This window comes from Candidatus Accumulibacter aalborgensis (genome assembly GCF_900089955.1).
GTDB classification, from domain to species: Bacteria; Pseudomonadota; Gammaproteobacteria; order Burkholderiales; family Rhodocyclaceae; genus Accumulibacter; species Accumulibacter aalborgensis.
On record NZ_FLQX01000123.1, the window covers coordinates 1 to 17,656 of the forward strand.

The following is a 17,656-nucleotide window of genomic DNA, read 5'->3' on the forward strand; positions in this document are numbered from 1 at the left end:
TTGTGCGAAACCTTTTTCTTGCTACCCACCGCCAGGCCTTGAAAATACGGGGTTGGAGCCCTCATGCGTCAGGGCTGGGCGGAGTCTCGGCGGACTCCGGCGCAATAGGGTTGCATCCAGTCGCTAGAGCCTTGCGTAATGACCAGAGTCAACGCTACGGGAGGAACCCGATGACCCCCACGACGACCTGTGATCCACGACGCGACTGCCAGCGGATCGCGCGCTACCTGGCAACGATTGCCTTCCCGTGGGATACCACGCGTGCGCTCGAACTGGCTCTGTTCCGCACTTTTGCCTCGCCGCGAATCGGTGGTCTGCTGCATGCAACCGGCGAGTTCGAAGCGCGCACGCAGAAGCGCTACGACGATACCGATCTGATCGTCAGTGAAATCATCGAGAATGGCTTCGACAGCCCGCGCGGAGGTCGAGCGATCAGCCGCATGAATGCGCTGCACGGACGTTTCCGGATTGCCAACGAGGACTTCCTCTACGTGCTGTCGACGTTCATTTTCGAGCCGATCCGCTGGAACGAGCGCTTCGGCTGGCGTCGCATGAGCGAGACCGAAAAGCTGGGCTGGTTCTGGTTCTGGCGGCAGGTGGGCGAACGTATGCTGATTCACGACCTGCCCGACAGTTATGCCGAGTTCGAACAATACACGCGCGCCTACGAAGCGGCGAATTTTCGCTGTACCACAGCCAGCCAGAGCGTTGCGCTGGCCACGCGCGAACTGTTTGCCGGCTGGTTTCCCGCGCTGCTGCGCCCGCTCGTCCGCCGCAGTATTCACGCCTTGCTCGATCCAACGCTGCTCGCGGCCTTTGCCTTGCAGCCAGCGCCGCGCTGGCTGGGATGGACCGCCAAAGTGGCCTTGCGCACGCGGGCCAGGGTCTTGCGCTGGCTGCCACAGCGTCAGCGGCCCAAGCTGCGCACGCAAGTGCCGCGGGCTGACTATCCCGAGGGTTATTGCATCGAATCGCTGGGCCCACCGCCATTCGATCGCCAAGGCCCTGAGCACGCATCGGTGACGCCCCAGCCGACGAGCCGCAGCGCCGCGTAGGGTAGGGTTTGCCTTGTTTTCTTCTCGCTGAGCTGGGTCGTCTATGTGCTCTTCCTGCCCGAACTGCTGGTGCGTGGCGGCGTCGATAAACGCTATCTCGCCTGGCTTCTGGCGGCCGACCAACTGGTCTTTGCGCTCGCCGACTGGTCGATGGGGGTTGCGGTCGACCGGGCTCGCGCGGCGCTGCGCCGGATCGGGCCAATGCTGGTCCTGTTGTCGGCCGTCTCGGCGGTCGCCATGTTTCTGCTGCCGCGCCTGGCGGCGATCCAGTTGCTCGGCCTGGCGGCGGCGTCGGCGCTGGCGCCCTATCTGGCGATCGTTCTCAAGGGCGTTGATCCGTCATTGCCGTTCGCACTCAGCGCCCTCGCGGTCGCTGTGTCGGCGCTGGCGCTGGTGGTCGTCGAGCGCGGTCAGCCGCTCAGTCAGCGGGTCGCAGCAGATGTGACGCCGTCGCAGCCGGGAGGAGCAGCGAAGCGGGCATGGGTTTTCCTGCTGTTGATCGCGCTGCTGCTTGCTTTCGGCCAGCAGGTGCATACGGCGATCAATTCAGCGCCGCAGTTCAAGCGACTGGCTGATCCAGCATCGCTTTCCTGGCTGATGCCGGTTTTCTGGATCGGTTTCAGCGTTGGCCTGTTGCTGGTCGATCGATTCGTCCGCGCACGTGGCGCGCTGCAGGTGCTGCAACTGGCCTGTGTGGCGGGCGCACTGTCGCTGGCTGGCGCGGTGCTCGCCGGTTCGCTGGCCCTGCTCGTGCTGACGCAGTTCGCCTGCGGGATGTTCTGGGGCTTCATTCTGTGTGCTTCGATCGGCGTCGCTGCCGAGCGCGGCTATCCGCTGCACACCGGCCGCAGTACGGGCGCACTGATGGCGACACTGGCTGTCGCGGCGTTCTCGCGGCTGGGGCTGGCAGCCTCTGCAGGTACCGGTTTCGGCGTCCTGATCGACTGGCTGCCGGCGGTCATCTGGTGTGCGGCGGCGTTGTTCGTGCTGCGCCTCAGATCGGTGTAGACGCCCGTTTACTGCCTCGCACTGCCAGCCTGACAGGCAATCGGGCCAGGGTCCCATCGCTCTCAGTGCTCCTTGCCGTCTATCCGTGGTTGCCACAGGTAGCGGATATAGCGCCAGCCGAGGATCGAAAAGCAGGCGCACCAGCAGGCGGCGGCGAGCCCGATCCACTCTACGTAGCCCGCCGGATAAAGCTGCGGCGCGATGATGCGGATCACGAAACCGGCGATCATGATCCACAGCACGGTCTTGTCGAGGCGATCGAAGACCACTTTTCGGCCGGTGTGACCCTTGACGATGCGGATCAGCATGGCGGGGATGATCAGCCCCATGGCGCCGAAAGTGAATACGTGCATCGGCACCGATCCCAGCCACTCCGGGTGCCCGATCTGGTCGACGAACTGGAGCACGAGCTGGGCGATGATCGCCAGGTGGCCGAGATACAGGATGCCGATGTCGAGCCGGCGCAGCGCCAGTTGCGGTTTCCAGAAGGCGAAACGAATGCTCAGCAGCAGCGCCAGCACGAGGCCGATCGACGACGAGATCAGCGCCGGCAGCAGACCGGCGAAAACGAGGCTGAGGGCCAGCAACTTGATCACCCGGTCGAGCGCCGGGTTGCGCAGGATGTCGGCCTGCAGGGCGTTCTTCATGAACTGGGTGACCGTTCGTTCGAGCATGACCAGAAAGGCAACGCGGAAGAGCGCCATCGTCATGGCAGCGCCGGCCTGGAAATGGTCGGCGCTGAGCAGCAGGTTCTTGGCCACCAGAAACAGCGGCAGGATGATCAGAAAGAAGTAATTGTCGCGGAAGGAGTCATCCTGATGGTGGCGAATCAGCGACCACAGGAGCATGACCACGATCGCCGCCAGGAACAGATTGCTCGACACACGGAAGACGATCGGCGGCAGAACGCCCGCGTACCACATTCCGGCGCGCTCGAGCAACCAGGCGCCGACGAGGACGATCAGCGCGCTGCCATGATAGCCGCGAATTTTCACCCAGTTCTTGGTCGCGGTGAGCAGGAAGCCGCCGAGGACCGCCCAGCCGAAGCCGAAGAACATTTCATGCGCGTGCCACTGGTTGGGCGAGAAGGGCCACGTCGGCGTCGCCAGCGTCCCCGAGAAGAAGGACGCCCAGAGCACCGGGAGAGTGACGCCGGCGAGACAGGCGAGGGTAAAGAACGGCCGGAAGCCGACGAGCCAGAGGGGATGTTCGGAAAATTGCATGTGGGCCGGGTCTCGCGTGCTGCCGATCAGGTCGTTCGGGTGGAGATGCGCAGTATAGCCCGATGTCCGACGGGTGACGGTCCTCGGTCGCTCACCGGTGGGTCGCAGGTGGGTCGTGTATCGGTTCGACTGCCTGGCTGCTAGAACGGCGCCGGACACGAGAAGTCCAGCGGCCGCCCGCTTTCTGGATGCGCGAGCGCCAGATGGTCGGCGTGCAGCAGCAGGCGCTTGCCGCTCGCTGGTTTCGCCGCGTCGGCGTACAGCGCGTCGCCGACGATGGGGTGGCCGATCGCCTGCAGATGTACGCGCAACTGATGCGTGCGGCCGGTGGCCGACCACAGCGCCAGGCGCGAGGTCTCGGCGGCAGGGTCGTGACTGAGCACCTGGTAGCGGGTGAACGACGGTTTGCCGGCCAGCAGGTCGACTTTCTGGCGCGGTCTGTTGGGCCAGTCGGCGATCAGCGGCAGGTCGATTTCACCGCTGGCCGTGGGCAAGAGTCCCTCGACGACCGCCAGATAGCGTTTGTCCACCGCGCGTCTCGCGAACTGGATCGAGAGCCGCCTCTGCATCTCGGGTCCGCGCGCCAGCACCAGCAGGCCCGAAGTCTGCATGTCCAGGCGATGGACGATCAGCGCTTCGGGGTATGCTGCCTGCACCCGTAGAGCAAGACAGTCGTGCTTCTCGTCACCGCGACCGGGGACTGAGAGCAGTCCAGCCGGCTTGTTGACCACCAGCAGTGCCGTATCAAGGTACAGCAGGTCCAGTCCATCGTCTGGCGGGGCGATGTAGGCGAGGGCGGGGACGAGTGAGGCGCTGGGGACGTTCATGGTGTCAGCGGGTTGGCAACAGGGTCATGATAACGAGCTTCGTAGGTGCGACATGCGCAGCGTCAGAGTCTATTCAGCCATCCCGGCTACAGTGGGCGGCCCGCGAGCAATGACACACTCGCGCAAGACATCGGTAGACAGGTAAGCATGTTCGAACAGGCCTTCAAAAACATCGACGACGTTCTCTGGAAGGAGGCCGGCTGCACCACCGAGCTGGACTACACCGAGCAGAGCGAGAAGCACGAGCTGTCGCACCTCTACGAGGCGAAGATCAGGAGCATGGGCAACGCCGGGCGCAACGGCGGCGTCGGTTCGGCGGGCTTCCTCTGCGAAGCCTTCGACACGCTCAAGGCGCAGCCGAATCTCACCACCAGTGACCTGAAGACCTTGCAGGAACGGACCTTCTACGGCAAAGAGAAGAAGTCGCTGGCCTTCGTCATCGCGATCATGAACATGATCCTGCACGGCATCGACGCACCGAACATCGTCCATAGCAACACGCTGACCGAAAACGTCGCTGACGTTCAGCCCAGGGACCAGATGGAGGTGATCGTCGCCAATCCGCCTTTCGGTGGCAAGGAGCGCAAGGAAGTACCGCAGAACTTCCCGATCCGCACCGGCGAGACGGCGTTCCTCTTCCTGCAGCACTTCATCCGCATGCTCAAGGCCGGCGGCCAGGCGGGCGTGGTCATCAAGAACACTTTCCTCTCGAATACCGACAACGCCTCGATCAGCCTCAGAAAGCTCCTGCTCGAAAGCTGCATGGTGCATACCGTCCTCGATTGCCCCGGCGGCACCTTCCAGGGCGCCGCGTCAAGACCGTCGTGCTCTTCTTCGAGAAGGGAGCGCCGACGCGCCAGGTCTGGTATTACCAGCTCGATCCCGGCCGCAACCTCGGCAAGACCAACCCGCTCAACGACGCCGATTTGGCCGAGTTCGTCGCGCTGCAGGGAACCAAGGCCGACTCGCCGAAGAGCTGGAGCGTCGACGTGACGAGTATCGACAAGGCGACCTTCGACCTGTCGGTGAAGAACCCGAACGGCGGCGAGACAGTGATCCATCGCAGCCCGCAGGCGATCATGGACGAGATCGCCGCGCTGGACGCCGAGAGCGCCGAGGTGCTGGCGAACATCAGGCAGTTGCTGTGAAAGGCCCGGTGGTCTATCTGCTCGCCAGCAAGCGCAACGGCACGCTCTACATCGGTGTGACCTCGGACTTGATCCAACGAGTCTGGCAGCACAGGGAAGGCCTGGTCGATGGCTTCACGAAGAAATACGGAGTGAAAACGCTGGTGTGGTATGAACAGCATGAAACGATGGACAGGGCGATCAGCAAAGAAAAAGCCATAAAAAAATGGCCACGAAAATGGAAGCTCTCGACCATCGAACAGACGAATCCTGGCTGGATAGACCTGTGGGCCGAAATAGTCGGAGAAGCCACCCCACCCGTCGTTCCCGCGAAGGCGGGAACCCAGCAGAGCAGCGCGCCGCCCGTCGCTCCCGCAGAAGCGGAAACCCGGCATGTGGCCGGCGAACTGGATTCCCGCATGCGCGGGAAAGACGGCGGGGCGGACGTGTCGGGCAATACCAGGAAGCTACCGTGAAGGCGCTGTGGCCCACGAGGACGCTGGCCGAGGTATGCCAGATCAAGCCGCCGAAAGCGGAGGTTCGCCGATGTGTCACCGCTACGGATTTGGTGTCGTTCGTCCCGATGGAGGACTTGGGGATTGACCAGAAGGTCCTGGTCCCGAAACAAGTCAGGCCAGTGTCGGAAGTAGTGGGTAGCTACACCTACTTCGCGGACGGCGATGTCCTGCTCGCAAAGATCACCCCCTGCTTCGAGAACGGGAAGCTTGGCATCGCTGCACAGATCACCAATGGCATCGGTTTCGGGTCGAGCGAATACATCGTCTTTCGTCCCGGCCCGTCGGTAGTCCAGGATTGGCCCTACTACTTCCTCTCGCGTGAGTCGTTCAGGACAGCAGGGGCAGAGAGCATGAGTGGAGCCGTAGGCCATAAGCGCGTGGCGAAGACCTTCATCAAGGCGTACCCGATCCCTGTACCTGCAATCCCCGAACAGCAGCGTATCGTCGCCATCCTCGACGAAGCGTTTGACGGCATCGCCACCGCCAAAGCCAACGCCGAAAAGAACCTGCAAAACGCCCGCGCTATCTTCGAGAGCTACCTCGCATCAGTCTTCAGACAGCGAGGCGCGGGGTGGATGGAGACCACCATCGGACAGCAAGTCCGTTTCATCGACTACCGAGGCAAGACACCCGTCAAGACCGAGAGCGGCATTCGATTGGTCACGGCCAAGAATGTGAAGATGGGCTTCCTGCAAGCAACACCTATGGAATTCATCGCATCGGATGGTTACGATGCCTGGATGACTTGGGGCATCCCTCGAAAGGGGGACGTGCTTTTTACTACCGAAGCCCCTCTCGCGAATGTCACGCAGTTAGACACTGACGATAAGGTAGCCTTCGCCCAGCGTATCATCATTCTGCAGCCAGACGCCTCAAAACTCGACAGTGCGTTCCTGAAATACCTTCTGCTATCTTAACCCGTCCAACAGCGCATTCATGCCAAGGGAACGGGAGCAACCGTGAAGGGCATCAAGGCCAGCTTGCTGAAAACGGTTGAAATTGCCTTCCCAAAGGCAGTTGGCGAGCAAGTGGAACTTGTTGCCACGCTTGACGCTCTCGTCGAGGAAACAGCCTGTCTCGAAGGCATCTACCAGCAGAAGCTCGCCGCCCTTGACGCCCTGAAAAAATCCCTACTGCATCAGGCCTTCAGCGGCCACCTGTAGCAAGCCATACGATGCCGATTCGGTCGGCCATCGGCCAGATTGACCAAATCGAACGATTTGATTAGATTGAACGTATTGCCTCTTGCATCAAGTGGAGAGTCTCCCATGCAAACCTTTACCGCCAATCAAGCAAAGACCCATTTCGGCGAATTCCTCGATTGCGCCTAGCGCGAACCCGTCCGCGTGATGCGCCACGACCGCGTGGTCGGTGTGATGGTCAGCGCACAGGACTATGAAGGGATGCGCGCGTTCTACGCCGACCGACTTCGGCATACGCTGAGGGAGAGTGCTGCAGGCGCGGCGGCCAGCGGCCTGACCGAGGAAAGACTGGCCGATCTGCTGGCTGATGAAAGCTGAATCCGCCCTGCCAGCCTGTTACGCGCTGGCGGTGCTTGATACCAATGTATATCAGCCAGGAAAGCAGGGACAATCCATGAACGAAGCCGAAACCCGAGCCGAGCACATCGACCCCGCGCTGGCCGCAGCCGGCTGGGGCGTCGTCGAAGGCAGCCGCATCCGGCGCGAGTACCCGATCACTTTCGGCCGCATCGAGGCCACGGCCAGCGCGGCAAGGCGCTCACCGCCGACTATGTGCTGGAATTCCGCAGCGCCAGGCTGGCAACGATCGAGGCGAAGGCGTGGGACAAGGCGCTGACCGAGGGCGTGGCGCAGATCACGAACTACGCCGGCAAGCTCGCCATTCGCTTCGCCTACACCACCAACGGGCAGGGCATCTACGGCGTCGACATGGACACCGGCGTCGAGGGCGAGGTGACGAGGTACCCGACACCGCTGGAACTGTGGAACCGCAGCTTCGCGGCGCCAAACGCTTGGCGCGATCGCTTCGCCAGCGTGCCTTTCGAGGACCGCGGCGGCTACTTCCTGGGCCGCTACTACCAGGACATCGCCGTCGAGCGCGTCCTGGCGGCGATCGCCGACGGGAGTGACCGCCTCCTGCTGACGCTCGCGACGGGCACCGGAAAGACCTTCATCGCCTTCCAGATCGCCTGGAAGCTGTTCAACACGCGCTGGAACCTGACCGACTGGAAGAAGGAAGGCGAGCCGCTGCGGCGCCCGCGCATCCTCTTCGCCTGACGATACTCACCACGTCGCGGAAGCTGTCGACCGGCGTCGACGCCCGCAACGTGCGTCACATCGTCCTGATGCGCATCATTCTGTCGATCATCGAGTTCAAGCAGATCATCGGCCGCGGCACGCGGCCCTACGACGGCAAGGACTACTTCACGATCCACGACTTCGTCAAGGCGCACCACCACTTCAGCGACCCGGAGTGGGATGGCGAGCCGATCGAGCCGGAAGCGATAGCCGCGTATCCCGCGGCGCCACCATCATCGGAACCACCCCAGGTGCACGAGCCTGCGGCGGCTGATGATACGCCGCTACGCAGCCAGCGGATCAGGGTCACGCTCGCCGACGGCAAGGCGCGCAAGATCCAGCACATGACGATGACCAGCTTCTGGCACCCGGACGGGACGCCGATGTCGGCCCAGCACTTCATGGAGGCGCTCTTCGGCCGACTGCCCGAGTTCTTCAGCGACGAGGACGAGTTGCGCACGCTGTGGAGCGCGCCGGATACGCGACGCAAACTGCTCGAAGGCCTCGCCGAGAAGGGATTCGGCAAGGAGCACCTGACCGAGATGCAGAAGATCATCGCTGCGGAGAAGAGCGACCTCTTCGACGTGCTGGCCTACGTGGCGTATGCCCTGGCGCCGCTGACCCGCGAGGAGCGTGCCGCCAGGGCGATGGCACTGGTCAACACGCACTTCAACAACAAACAACAGGTCTTCCTCGATTTCGTTCTCTCGCACTACGTCAGCATCGGCGTCGAAGAACTCGACCAGGCGAAGCTGACACCGCTACTGCGTCTGAAGTATCACGACTCGATGGCCGACGCCGTCGCCGACCTGGGCAGGCCTGATGAGATCGGGCGCGTCTTCGCTGGGTTCCAGAAGTACCTCTACCAGCTGCCGGCCGCAGCCTGATTCTGATACGGGAACTGGGCCGACGCGACGCCCGGAGTTCGCGTCGCCATCCTGAGCGGCGCCGACCGGAATTTCTGTGCCGGTGTCGATCTGGCGCTACTCGCCGCGGTCGGGCAGGCAGTCGCGCACGCTGACCCGGCGCGTGGTCGCGAGGCCTTGCGGCGGCTGATCCTCGATCTGCAGGACTGTCTGTCGTCGGTCGAGCGTTGCCGCAAGCTGGTGCTGGCGTCGCTTTCAGATCAGGCCGTACTTCTTCAGCTTGTCGTGCAGCGTCGTGCGGGCTACTTGCAAGGCCTCGGCGGTGCGGCCAATGTTACCGTCCTGCTTGGTCAATTCAATGCTGATACGCAGGCGCTCGTAGTTGTCCACATCTTGGGCCAGTGACAGCGAAGTACTGTCCTTGCCCGAAGTAATCGTTTCGTAGTCGATGCCGAGAACGTTGCAATCGGCCGCGTTGCGCAGTTCGCGGACGTTGCCCGGCCAGTCCAGCGCCATCAGTTGGCGCAGATGTTCCGGAGTCAGCGGCGGCAGTGGCCGGTTGTGGCGTTTGGCCGCCTGTAACAGGAATTTGTCGTACAGCTCGGGGATGTCCTCACGCCGTTCGCGCAGCGCCGGCAGTTCAATGCGCACGCGGTTCAGGCGGAAATAGAGGTCCAGACGGAATTTCCCTTCTCCGGACAGTTCCTTGAGATCCCCCTTGGCCGCCGCGACGACGCGACACGAAACCGAAATCTCCTTACATCCATTAGAGCCGAGCCGTTCGATGACCCTTTCCTCCAAGAAGCGCAGCAGCTTGATCTGCATGTGCGTCGACATGGTTTCGACTTCGTCGAGGAAGAGCGTGCCGCCATTGGCGTATTCGATCTTGCCGATGCGCCGTTGTTTCGCGTCGGTGAAGGCGCCCGACTCGTGGCCGAAGAGTTCGTTGTCAAGCAGACTGTCAGCCATGCCGCCGCAGTTGAGCGGCACGAAGTTTTGCTGGCGGGCGGATGAGAAGTCGTGCAGGCAGCGGGCGACCATTTCCTTGCCGGTGCCGGTCTCGCCGACAATCAGCACGTCGATCGCCGCATCGGCGACGTTGAGGATCGACTTGCGGACCTTGGCCATTAGCAGCGAATGGCCAATCAGCCGGTTTTCCAGGTCGTCACGGTGGTCCAGTCGGCGGCGCAGCGATTCGACTTCGAGCACCAGTTCGCGTTTTTCCAGTGCGCGGCGAACTACATCGACCAGAGCGCTGGGCAAGAACGGTTTTTCCATGAAATCGTAAGCGCCGCAGCGCATCGCCTCGACCGCCAGCGTGATGTCGCCATGGCCGGTGATGATGATGACGGGCAGATCAGGGTCAAGCTTATAGACCCAGCGCAGCAGGTCCATGCCGTCCATGCGCGGCAGGCGCAGGTCGCTGACCACGACGCCGGGGCAGTCGGTCTGCAAGCGGCGTTGCGCGTCCTCCCCGGTCGTCACCTCCTTGACTGGAATACCGGCCAGTTCCATGGCCTGTCGGCAACCGCGGCTGATATTAAGGTCGTCTTCAACGAGCAGGACCGAGAGTCCAGGTTTCTCAGGTTTCATCACATAGCCTTTGCAAGGGATGTCGTTCAGGAGCTTGGCGTGACCGGCAGCACAACGATAAAGCGTGCGCCACCACCGTGGGCCGGCTCGCCCAGCAGGTCGCCACCGAAATCACGCAGGATGTCGCGCGACAGGGTCAGCCCCAGCCCCAGGCCGCTGCCCGCCGGTTTGGTGGTGAAAAAGGGCTCGAACAGATGCGCCAGCGTTTGCGGCGACAACCCGCTACCGCTGTCGGTGACCGAGAGCGCCAGCCGCCCCTCGCTGGCCGGCGCGTTGGCAAAGCTCAGTCGCCGCACCGGCTGCCCGACCATTGCGTGGATGGCATTGCCGATCAGGTTTACCAGCACTAGTTGCAGTCTGTTCCGATCGCACCAGGCGATCCAGGAATCGGCCGGCAGTTCGACTTCAATGTTCTGCTCGCGCAGGCGCTGCGCGAACAGAAAGAGCGCCGCATCGACGGTCTGCGCCACATTGACCGCGCCCAGGGTCGCTGGTGATCTGCGGGCGAAGGTTTTCAGCGGCGTGATGATGTCGCCCATCTGTCCCGACAAGTGGCCGACGATGCGGAGATTCTCCGCGGACGTTGCCTGATCGCCGCGTCGCGTGTACTCGATGGCGTTGGCCGACAGCGTGCCGATGGCACCGAGCAGTTGGCTGAGTTCGTGCACGATGCCGGTCGCCATCTTGCCAAGCACGGCGAGCTGGGCGGAGTGGATGCGTTCGTCCTGGGCAGCGCGCAGCGCCTGCTCGACGCGCAGGCGTTCAGCGACTTCACACTCCAGGCGCCGGACGGCCTCCGAGAGGTCGATGGTTCGCGCCGCGACCTTGCCCTCGAGTCTCTGATTGGCCCTCTCCAGCATGCCCAGCGCCTTGCGCCGATCGAGCGCCATGCGGCGACTCTGATCAAGATAGAGCAGGCCGAGCAGCAGGCAGCCAAAGGCGGCCGCAGCGAGGGTGGCGTGGGTCAAGGCGAGCACGGTCACCGGACGCAGATCGGAGAAAACGACGATGCGCCAGGCGGTTTCCGGCAGACGGCGACTCAGCACGAGATAGGATTTCGTTCCCTCAAAGGTGTCGAGTGCGTTGCCCGCTTGCCATGCCGGAGGAACGGTAACGCCTTCTTCAGCGGCATGGATGTCGATGTCGAGCACGGTTGCCCCGAGCACCTGCCCGGCGAATTGTTCGCGGCTGATGCGCGCCAGCGTTTCGGGCGGCTGCCGCTGCAAGGTGGCATAACGGTACTCCGGCAGCGAAGCGAGCAGGACGATGTCGTTGGCGTCGACAATCAGCGTCGGTGCGTCCTGCGCTCGCAAGCGCCGCTCCGCTGCGCGCACACTGGACTTGACGACGGCCACGCCAATCACTTGCCAGTCATGCTGCTCGTCGAGGATCGGCAGGGCAATAAAAAAGCCGGGTTCCTTGCTGACGTGGTCGGTCGCATAATGGCGCACCGGCGTGCCGGCCAGCGCGCCCTGGAAAAATGGCATGCTTGAGAGATCGGCACCGAGCAGAGTGTCCGAGATGTTCGTGTCACTCGAAGCGATCACGAGTCCCGTCGTGTCGAGCACGAAGATGGCGGGTCCGCCGAGGTGGTCGTTCAGCATTTCCAGAAAGTGGTTGGCTGCTGCTCGGAAGAGGTATTTTTCTTTGGCGGGGGCTTGCAGCAAGGCTCGTACATCCGTGCTCAGTGACACGGCGCTCGCTATCGAGGCATGGCGCGTGACCTCGTTGTCGATGGCCGCGGCGAGCAGGTCCAGTTGGTGGCTGGCCGCCTCGTGCAGTTGCTTGAGGCCCTGCGCCTCGGAGACCTTGAAGGCCAGCAGACCGACCAGCAGCCATGCCGCCAGCAGGCCGATGACGAGCAGTGCACGCTGCGGCTTCGGCAAACGAAGCGGTGAACGCTGGTGGGATTCAGGCATGGTAATTTCGAATGGATTCAAGCCAAGGGCACTCAAGCCAAGGGCACTCAAGCCAGGGACACAAGAGTGGGCCTCTGGTCAAACCCTTGTGGCGCGGCGGATTCTCTTCCGCGGAGGCGAAAGCTGAGGATGCCGGCGAGCCTGTCCGGCAGGCGGCCTCCCGCCAGACCAACATCATGAACGCCACAAGCCCGATCCTACCCGACGAGAACCGGTCACGCAACCATGGAGCATGATCCGGCACGGGCTACTGCGCGACTTGAAGGAGGATGTCTGCTCTCATCGTCGTCAGAATTCCTTCTTCCTGGCAGGCGCCTGGTAGTTGGCCCAGCGCTCAAACGGTAGCCCGGGGTTCACCGCTCGCCACTTGGGATGCGTGCCTGGCATGTCGCGCAAATGGTCGATGTTCTCGATAAGGCACTGCTTGAGTTTCACGAGAGCCGCCGCCCCGTCCGGCGTGCGGTAGTCACGCGTCACAAAAAGCGCCTGCACCGACAGGGTCGGAACCTGGCCGTTGGCAAGGTTCGGGTAATTGAGTCTGGCCCCGTTGTAGGTTCCCTTCACCTGGTCGAGCACGTCGCTACCCATCGGGACGAGCTTGAATTGCTTGCCGAATATCTTTTCATCCCGCAGCCACTTGAGCGGCGCACCGCCGACCGCGAACAGGGCATGCGCCTGTCCATCGAGCAACATCTTCGCCGCCACCGCCGATGGGTTCTTTTCCTTGGTGAGATCAACGAGGTTGAAAGGAATCTTCAGCTTGTACTGGAAGTATTCGGCACTCAGGTGCGATCCTCCCCACGCGACGACCGTCTTGCCGGCAAGATCCTTTAGCGATTCGATCTCGAGTGATTTCTGACCGAATGACATCCCCAGGAAGCCGCTCTCCTTGGTCGCCTTATTGACGGCGACGAGATGGATTTCTTCTTCGTTGAGAGGAAACAGGACCTTGACACGAGCCATGGCAGGATCCTTGTCATCGTAGTAGCGCATGACATCAAACTGGACGATGCCGGCGGTGAGCACGTTGTCGATGATGCCCTGGAGATTGGCTTGCGAACCCTCGGTCTCCTTGATGCTGATCGTCACTGTGGCCCCACAGCGCTTGATCATGTCGTTGGCCATGGCAAAGTACGTTCCGTCGCTCCCGCCGGTGCCCAGCACGATCTGTGCATCGGCGAACGCCGAGGTGACCAGGGTCGCCACCACGAACAAAAGCTCTTGTCGTCTCATCAGGATGCTCCTTCAAAATTTGAATATGCGCGGCGGCGAGGTTGACGACGTCGTCTTGTTGCCACCAATATCGGTCGGCTGCGACGACAGATACGAGACCAGCGCGATGCAGGTGATGACGATGATGCTAGCGATGACGCGGAACATTGGGTTCCTCCTTGATTCTGACCGGCGAGACAAGCGGTCGTGAATTGCCCATTTGAGCGACCCGCTGCAAGTCGGATTTCGGCCGCATCTGCGCATTCATCGCTTCAATGGTCTTGCCGGCCAGCGCTTGACGCAAACGCTGCTTGATGCTGGCGCGCGCTGTCTCGATACGCTCAAACTCTGCTGGGTTACGTTCGGCACCCTGCGTTCTTTCCATCGCTGCTGCGGATCGATGGAAGGCGATATAGAGCTTGTTCACCCGCTGCAGCTCGCAGAAGTCCACCTTGCGCTGCCGCAGCATTTCCTCGGCATTCTCGATGACACCTTGCAGCGCCCGGATTTGCGACTCGAGCATGGTTTGCTCTTCGTCACTTGCACAACTCATCTGGGAACGAAGTTCCTCCTGCGCTCCTTCGATCTCGGATCGAGAGGTCTTGTAGGACTGTTCGAGATCCTTGATTCGCTCGGCTTCCTGTCTTTCGTCCTCGCGAATCGTCTCTTCCGAGAAAACCTCGGCAAGCCTGGTAAGCGCTTGCTGCTTCTTCAGTGCGAGATAGCGCGCACCCACCGGCACGGCGAAATTCACGGCCGCCAGGGCGACAAGAGCGATTGCCGAAGCCGCAACGACCGACGCGCCGACAGCAATGACCGCGCTTGAAGCCGCCACCGCCACCGCGGCAAGGCCGATGCCTTTGATCAGCTTCTCCAGCTTGATTACCCGCGGGTCCAACTCGTCTGGCAGGTTCATATTTCCTCCCTCTAGGCAGAAGCGTGATGACCAATTACTACGCACATACCGTGCCAGCGGATCTGGTTTTTTGAGAAGAATCAAGTCATTGATGTTGTGCAGTATTTTCAATCAGATCAGAGCATGGTCGCAGGAATTCCGACGCCACCTGTTCTTCCGCCCTCGGATTTCCGATGCCCGGAGGGCGACAAAGGAACCGGCTACCAGAAGTTGCACAGCTGTGACGTGAATTCAGCGGGTGCGGCGGCCAGGCCGGCTTTTCTCGTGGCCCGTAGCCCGTAGGATGTGCTGGGGAACGAAGCGCATCAATCGTGAGCGATGCGCTTCCCTTCGGTCAGCACATCCTACGGATCTGTTTGCCGAAGGGTGCTCAGGGAACGTACTCGGCATAGCCCTGGCAGATCTGGGCCTTGCTCAGACTATTTTCGTTTTTAACTGCTCGCAGAGGGACAGTGCTGTTCGCAGCAGTTCACGGGTTTCCCGGTCGGTTCGTCCGGCCTGGAGTCTCTGGTGGAGATCGCAGGCACGTGCCATCGGGAGCACCTCGAATAATCGACGGAGAGGCTGAGCGGTTTCCAGGAGATCTTCCTGAGTCTGGTTGAGAGTCATGAGGGTCGATCCTTCCGTTGTGGTGTGCTGAGCGGTTTCATCGGGTTTGCCGAGGAAGCCATTGATCGGCTTCGGCACACCTTACTCAGCACGTTCCGTACCAGCGAAAGAGGCTTTTCGTTGATTTATAAAGCATTGGTTGTATAGATGTTTTCACATGCCGACAGAGAACAGTCGCCGGATTTTCGATACTGACCCTTTTGCAGCCATCGGTTTTCAGACGGTCAGACGGCTGGCGACCGTCTTTCAGTCGCCACAGTAGTCACGACCGGTATCTGTATCTGTTTCGGGCGGCTTGACACCTGGTTGGTCGGCAACGTTGGTGCAGGCCAGGACAGAGGTGCTCGACAGAATCACCGCGGGCTCAAGCAATCATGGCTTGACCAGCAGCGCGGCGGCCGGGTCCCGCGGCGGCGGGGTCCGGTCTTTCCTTTTGCCTCAGCGCGCGCGTCGCCAGCGATTCGCCAGAGTCGTACGGGGTTATGAAGAAAAAGACGTAAATCCCATTTCTGCGTGTTTTCTCCGGTCACGTCAGCAAAGCTTACTCGTGTCGTTCGTGTCGTCTATGCGCGCCGGAGCAAAAAGAAAGGCCAGCCCCCGCGGCCTTGCCCCCGGCAAAATTGCCCCTGTGCATTTTCACCGCATCGTCATCGACGGCGTTTTCGAAGCTGACGCCCAGGCCCGATTCTAGCGAAGCACGCGTCACTGCTGGCCTGTCGCGCTAGCCGACCGACGACTGCAGCTTTTCCAGCGCCGCTAGATAAGGTTCCGCCTGCGCCGTCAGCGGGTGCTCAGGGTATTTATGCTTCAAGCCGCGCAGGATGATCAGCGCCACGCTGTCCTGATGCAGCAGTTCGCTCATCAGGCGGGCGGAGAGGAAATAGATTCCCGGAATGTCCGGATGGTGCGGATGGCGTTTGTCGAAACCGCGCACCAATGCCACGGTGGTGTGCGCATCGCGGCGGTGGAAAGCGGTTTCGGCCAGGGGCAGCAACAGGTCCGGCCGTTCGGGCAGAAAGCTCCCGTCGACGCCGCGCAAGCGCAGCAGCAGATCGAACGCCTGCTCGCTGCGCCGCCGACAAAGCAGAAGTTCCAGATAGTGCTGTCCGTGTGCCAAAACCCCTTCCTTGCTGTCCGCCGCCAGCAGGAGCTTGTGGTAGCGCTCCTGGATCTCAAGATCCTCGGGATACTGCCGCTGCTGCTCACAGGCGACATCAAGGGTTGCGTCCACCTTCCCATTGGCAACTTTGCGCGCCACCGCCTTGGCCAGCGGGTCGCCTGGTTGGGCACCCGCCGTGGCGGTGGGCTGGCTCGTCACTGCCTCGCCTGCCACCGCGCCCGGTCTAGCAGCAGAATTGCTCGCTGAACGGGCGGATACGACCCTCACCTCGGGCGCCGGCTTTTGGTGGGACAGGTAGAGCATGTAGCCCATCATGGCGAACTCGACCATGATGAAGTAGACCGTGGCGACGGAGATGATCGGGCCGAAGGAGAGTAGCGTGAAGAACACTATCATAAACTTGGCCGGCACCTCCATCGAGCTCAGCCGGTCCAGCAAGCCGCCGAAAGATTCCATGAGATGCTCCAGGGCGTACGCCATCACCACGAGCAGGAATGGCACGACGAGCAGCACCACATACGGTTTGCCCATGTGCACCATGATGGAAACCCACCTGGCCGGATTCAGAGCCCGCTGGAGGCTGTTGCTGATCGACAGCACCATGACGCTGGCCGGCAGCCCGATGCTGACGAACGCGAAGACGATCTGACCCAGGCGGGTCGTGTTGATGTCGGGGACGACAGTGATCCAGGTGCTCCAGATCAGTAACAGGGCGGGAACCTTGTATCTTTTCTCTTTGTATCTCCTCTCTATATCGAGCCGGAAGGCCCTCCGTCCGTGGGCCGTGAGCCGCCCCTGCGACATCGCCTCCATCAGGATGTAGGCTCTCAGCAGGACGCCCAACCAAAAAATCCAGGCTAAGCCGCTCAGAAAAAAGGAGTGGAGCGGCAGCGGTGTTGTTGAAAAAATGAGAACGGGGAGCGTCGTCCACAGCCACAGCAATATCAGGCTGAGCACAACGTCCCACTGGAAGGGGACCGCGAAGAACCACGGTAGGCGCTGCCAGAAAGATCTGATTTCCCCCTGGTCCTCGTAGACGACGGTCTGCGGATCTGTCACGGAAAACTCCTTTTCGCGTAGCCTTACGCACCAACGGATTAGAAGGGAAGCATCAAATGCGCATTCCACGGCAAACTGGACACCGATTCCACGGGAACCTGGACAGTCATTTGTACTAGCGTAGGGCGCGGGATAACCGTGGCATCCTTGGTAAATTTCAGCAGTTCTCATTTCAAACCCAGGCAAGGCAGCCGTTAGCGTAGGTTGGCACACGAGGATTGGCGGACTTGGGCGATGAAGATTGAGGGAAACTCTGGCTTCTCTGAAAATAATGCTGGTAAACAGCGTGTTATGGTGTTAGCCTCGAACTTGATCGAAGTATCGA

The 17,656-nt window shown here is 61.6% G+C and carries 13 protein-coding genes and 3 pseudogenes; 8 read left to right on the forward strand and 8 right to left on the reverse strand.

Going from position 1 to position 17,656, the window contains the following annotated elements; translation table 11 throughout:
• Nucleotides 1–170: 170 nt before the first annotated feature.
• Both ACCAA_RS13525 and ACCAA_RS13530 read left to right on the forward strand, forming a co-directional pair.
• Nucleotides 171–1,055, forward strand: a complete 885-nt coding sequence (locus ACCAA_RS13525; RefSeq protein WP_186407779.1) for an oxygenase MpaB family protein — start codon at nt 171–173, stop codon at nt 1,053–1,055.
• Nucleotides 1,056–1,100: 45 nt separating this feature from the next.
• A complete protein-coding gene (locus tag ACCAA_RS13530; protein WP_186407780.1) occupies nt 1,101–2,063 on the forward strand; it encodes a hypothetical protein in 963 nt (320 codons plus the stop codon).
• Nucleotides 2,064–2,125: 62 nt separating this feature from the next.
• On the opposite strand, the gene ACCAA_RS13535 is transcribed toward ACCAA_RS13530, so the two are convergent.
• Nucleotides 2,126–3,286, reverse strand: coding sequence for an NnrS family protein (locus ACCAA_RS13535; RefSeq protein ID WP_186407781.1), 1,161 nt, complete (start codon nt 3,284–3,286; stop codon nt 2,126–2,128).
• Between the two features lie 140 nt (nt 3,287–3,426).
• Nucleotides 3,427–4,113 (reverse strand): RluA family pseudouridine synthase, encoded by a 687-nt coding sequence (locus tag ACCAA_RS13540; protein WP_186407782.1) that lies wholly within the window; start codon nt 4,111–4,113, stop codon nt 3,427–3,429.
• Nucleotides 4,114–4,341: 228 nt separating this feature from the next.
• Between ACCAA_RS13540 and ACCAA_RS13545 the strand changes: the two are divergent.
• The 6 genes and pseudogenes from ACCAA_RS13545 to ACCAA_RS13570 all read left to right on the forward strand — a co-directional run.
• A pseudogene (locus ACCAA_RS13545) lies at nt 4,342–5,261 on the forward strand (HsdM family class I SAM-dependent methyltransferase); the annotation flags it as partial.
• Nucleotides 5,258–5,542: pseudogene (locus ACCAA_RS22100) on the forward strand (GIY-YIG nuclease family protein); the annotation flags it as partial. The pseudogenes ACCAA_RS13545 and ACCAA_RS22100, both read left to right, overlap by 4 nt.
• Before the next feature lie 170 nt (nt 5,543–5,712).
• Nucleotides 5,713–6,675 carry a restriction endonuclease subunit S gene (locus ACCAA_RS13555; protein ID WP_186407784.1) on the forward strand — a complete coding sequence of 321 codons (963 nt, stop codon included), beginning with the start codon at nt 5,713–5,715 and terminating at the stop codon, nt 6,673–6,675.
• Between the two features lie 42 nt (nt 6,676–6,717).
• Nucleotides 6,718–6,921 (forward strand): restriction endonuclease subunit S domain-containing protein, encoded by a 204-nt coding sequence (locus ACCAA_RS13560; protein ID WP_186407785.1) that lies wholly within the window; start codon nt 6,718–6,720, stop codon nt 6,919–6,921.
• Between the two features lie 183 nt (nt 6,922–7,104).
• Complete coding sequence (locus tag ACCAA_RS13565) at nt 7,105–7,278, forward strand: hypothetical protein (protein ID WP_245754575.1); 174 nt, start codon at nt 7,105–7,107, stop codon at nt 7,276–7,278.
• A 76-nt stretch (nt 7,279–7,354) separates the two neighbouring features.
• Nucleotides 7,355–8,924, forward strand: a pseudogene (locus ACCAA_RS13570) (type I restriction-modification enzyme R subunit C-terminal domain-containing protein).
• Between the two features lie 234 nt (nt 8,925–9,158).
• Here the strand turns inward: ACCAA_RS13570 and ACCAA_RS13575 are convergent.
• From ACCAA_RS13575 to ACCAA_RS13595, 6 genes are all read right to left on the reverse strand, one after another.
• Entirely contained in the window at nt 9,159–10,496 is a 1,338-nt protein-coding gene (locus ACCAA_RS13575; protein WP_186407786.1) for a sigma-54-dependent transcriptional regulator, read from the reverse strand.
• Between the two features lie 26 nt (nt 10,497–10,522).
• A complete protein-coding gene (locus ACCAA_RS13580) occupies nt 10,523–12,415 on the reverse strand; it encodes a sensor histidine kinase (RefSeq protein ID WP_186407787.1) in 1,893 nt (630 codons plus the stop codon).
• A gap of 288 nt (nt 12,416–12,703) precedes the next feature.
• Nucleotides 12,704–13,648: a TAXI family TRAP transporter solute-binding subunit gene (locus tag ACCAA_RS13585; protein WP_186407788.1), complete on the reverse strand. Its 945-nt coding sequence runs from the start codon at nt 13,646–13,648 to the stop codon at nt 12,704–12,706.
• 12 nt (nt 13,649–13,660) lie between these two features.
• On the reverse strand, nt 13,661–13,795 hold the full coding sequence (locus ACCAA_RS22490) for a hypothetical protein (RefSeq protein WP_281193195.1): 135 nt from the start codon (nt 13,793–13,795) through the stop codon (nt 13,661–13,663).
• Complete coding sequence (locus ACCAA_RS13590; protein WP_186407789.1) at nt 13,776–14,543, reverse strand: hypothetical protein; 768 nt, start codon at nt 14,541–14,543, stop codon at nt 13,776–13,778. The genes ACCAA_RS22490 and ACCAA_RS13590 overlap by 20 nt, the downstream gene beginning before the upstream one ends.
• A gap of 1,330 nt (nt 14,544–15,873) precedes the next feature.
• The gene (locus ACCAA_RS13595) at nt 15,874–17,331 is read right to left on the reverse strand and encodes a tetratricopeptide repeat protein (protein ID WP_186407790.1); all 1,458 of its coding nucleotides are present in this window, start codon (nt 17,329–17,331) and stop codon (nt 15,874–15,876) included.
• Between the last annotated feature and the right edge of the window lie 325 nt (nt 17,332–17,656).

Excerpts from the sequence above, each read along its gene's own strand:
- ACCAA_RS13590 (WP_186407789.1), bottom strand. The coding sequence starts at position 14,543 with ATGAACCTGCCAGACGAGTTGGACCCGCGGGTAATCAAGCTGGAGAAG.
- ACCAA_RS13525 (WP_186407779.1), top strand. The coding sequence starts at position 171 with ATGACCCCCACGACGACCTGTGATCCACGACGCGACTGCCAGCGGATC.
- ACCAA_RS13585 (WP_186407788.1), bottom strand. The coding sequence starts at position 13,648 with ATGAGACGACAAGAGCTTTTGTTCGTGGTGGCGACCCTGGTCACCTCG.
- ACCAA_RS22490 (WP_281193195.1), bottom strand. The coding sequence starts at position 13,795 with ATGTTCCGCGTCATCGCTAGCATCATCGTCATCACCTGCATCGCGCTG.
- ACCAA_RS13580 (WP_186407787.1), bottom strand. The coding sequence starts at position 12,415 with ATGCCTGAATCCCACCAGCGTTCACCGCTTCGTTTGCCGAAGCCGCAG.
- ACCAA_RS13540 (WP_186407782.1), bottom strand. The coding sequence starts at position 4,113 with ATGAACGTCCCCAGCGCCTCACTCGTCCCCGCCCTCGCCTACATCGCC.
- ACCAA_RS13575 (WP_186407786.1), bottom strand. The coding sequence starts at position 10,496 with ATGAAACCTGAGAAACCTGGACTCTCGGTCCTGCTCGTTGAAGACGAC.
- ACCAA_RS13535 (WP_186407781.1), bottom strand. The coding sequence starts at position 3,286 with ATGCAATTTTCCGAACATCCCCTCTGGCTCGTCGGCTTCCGGCCGTTC.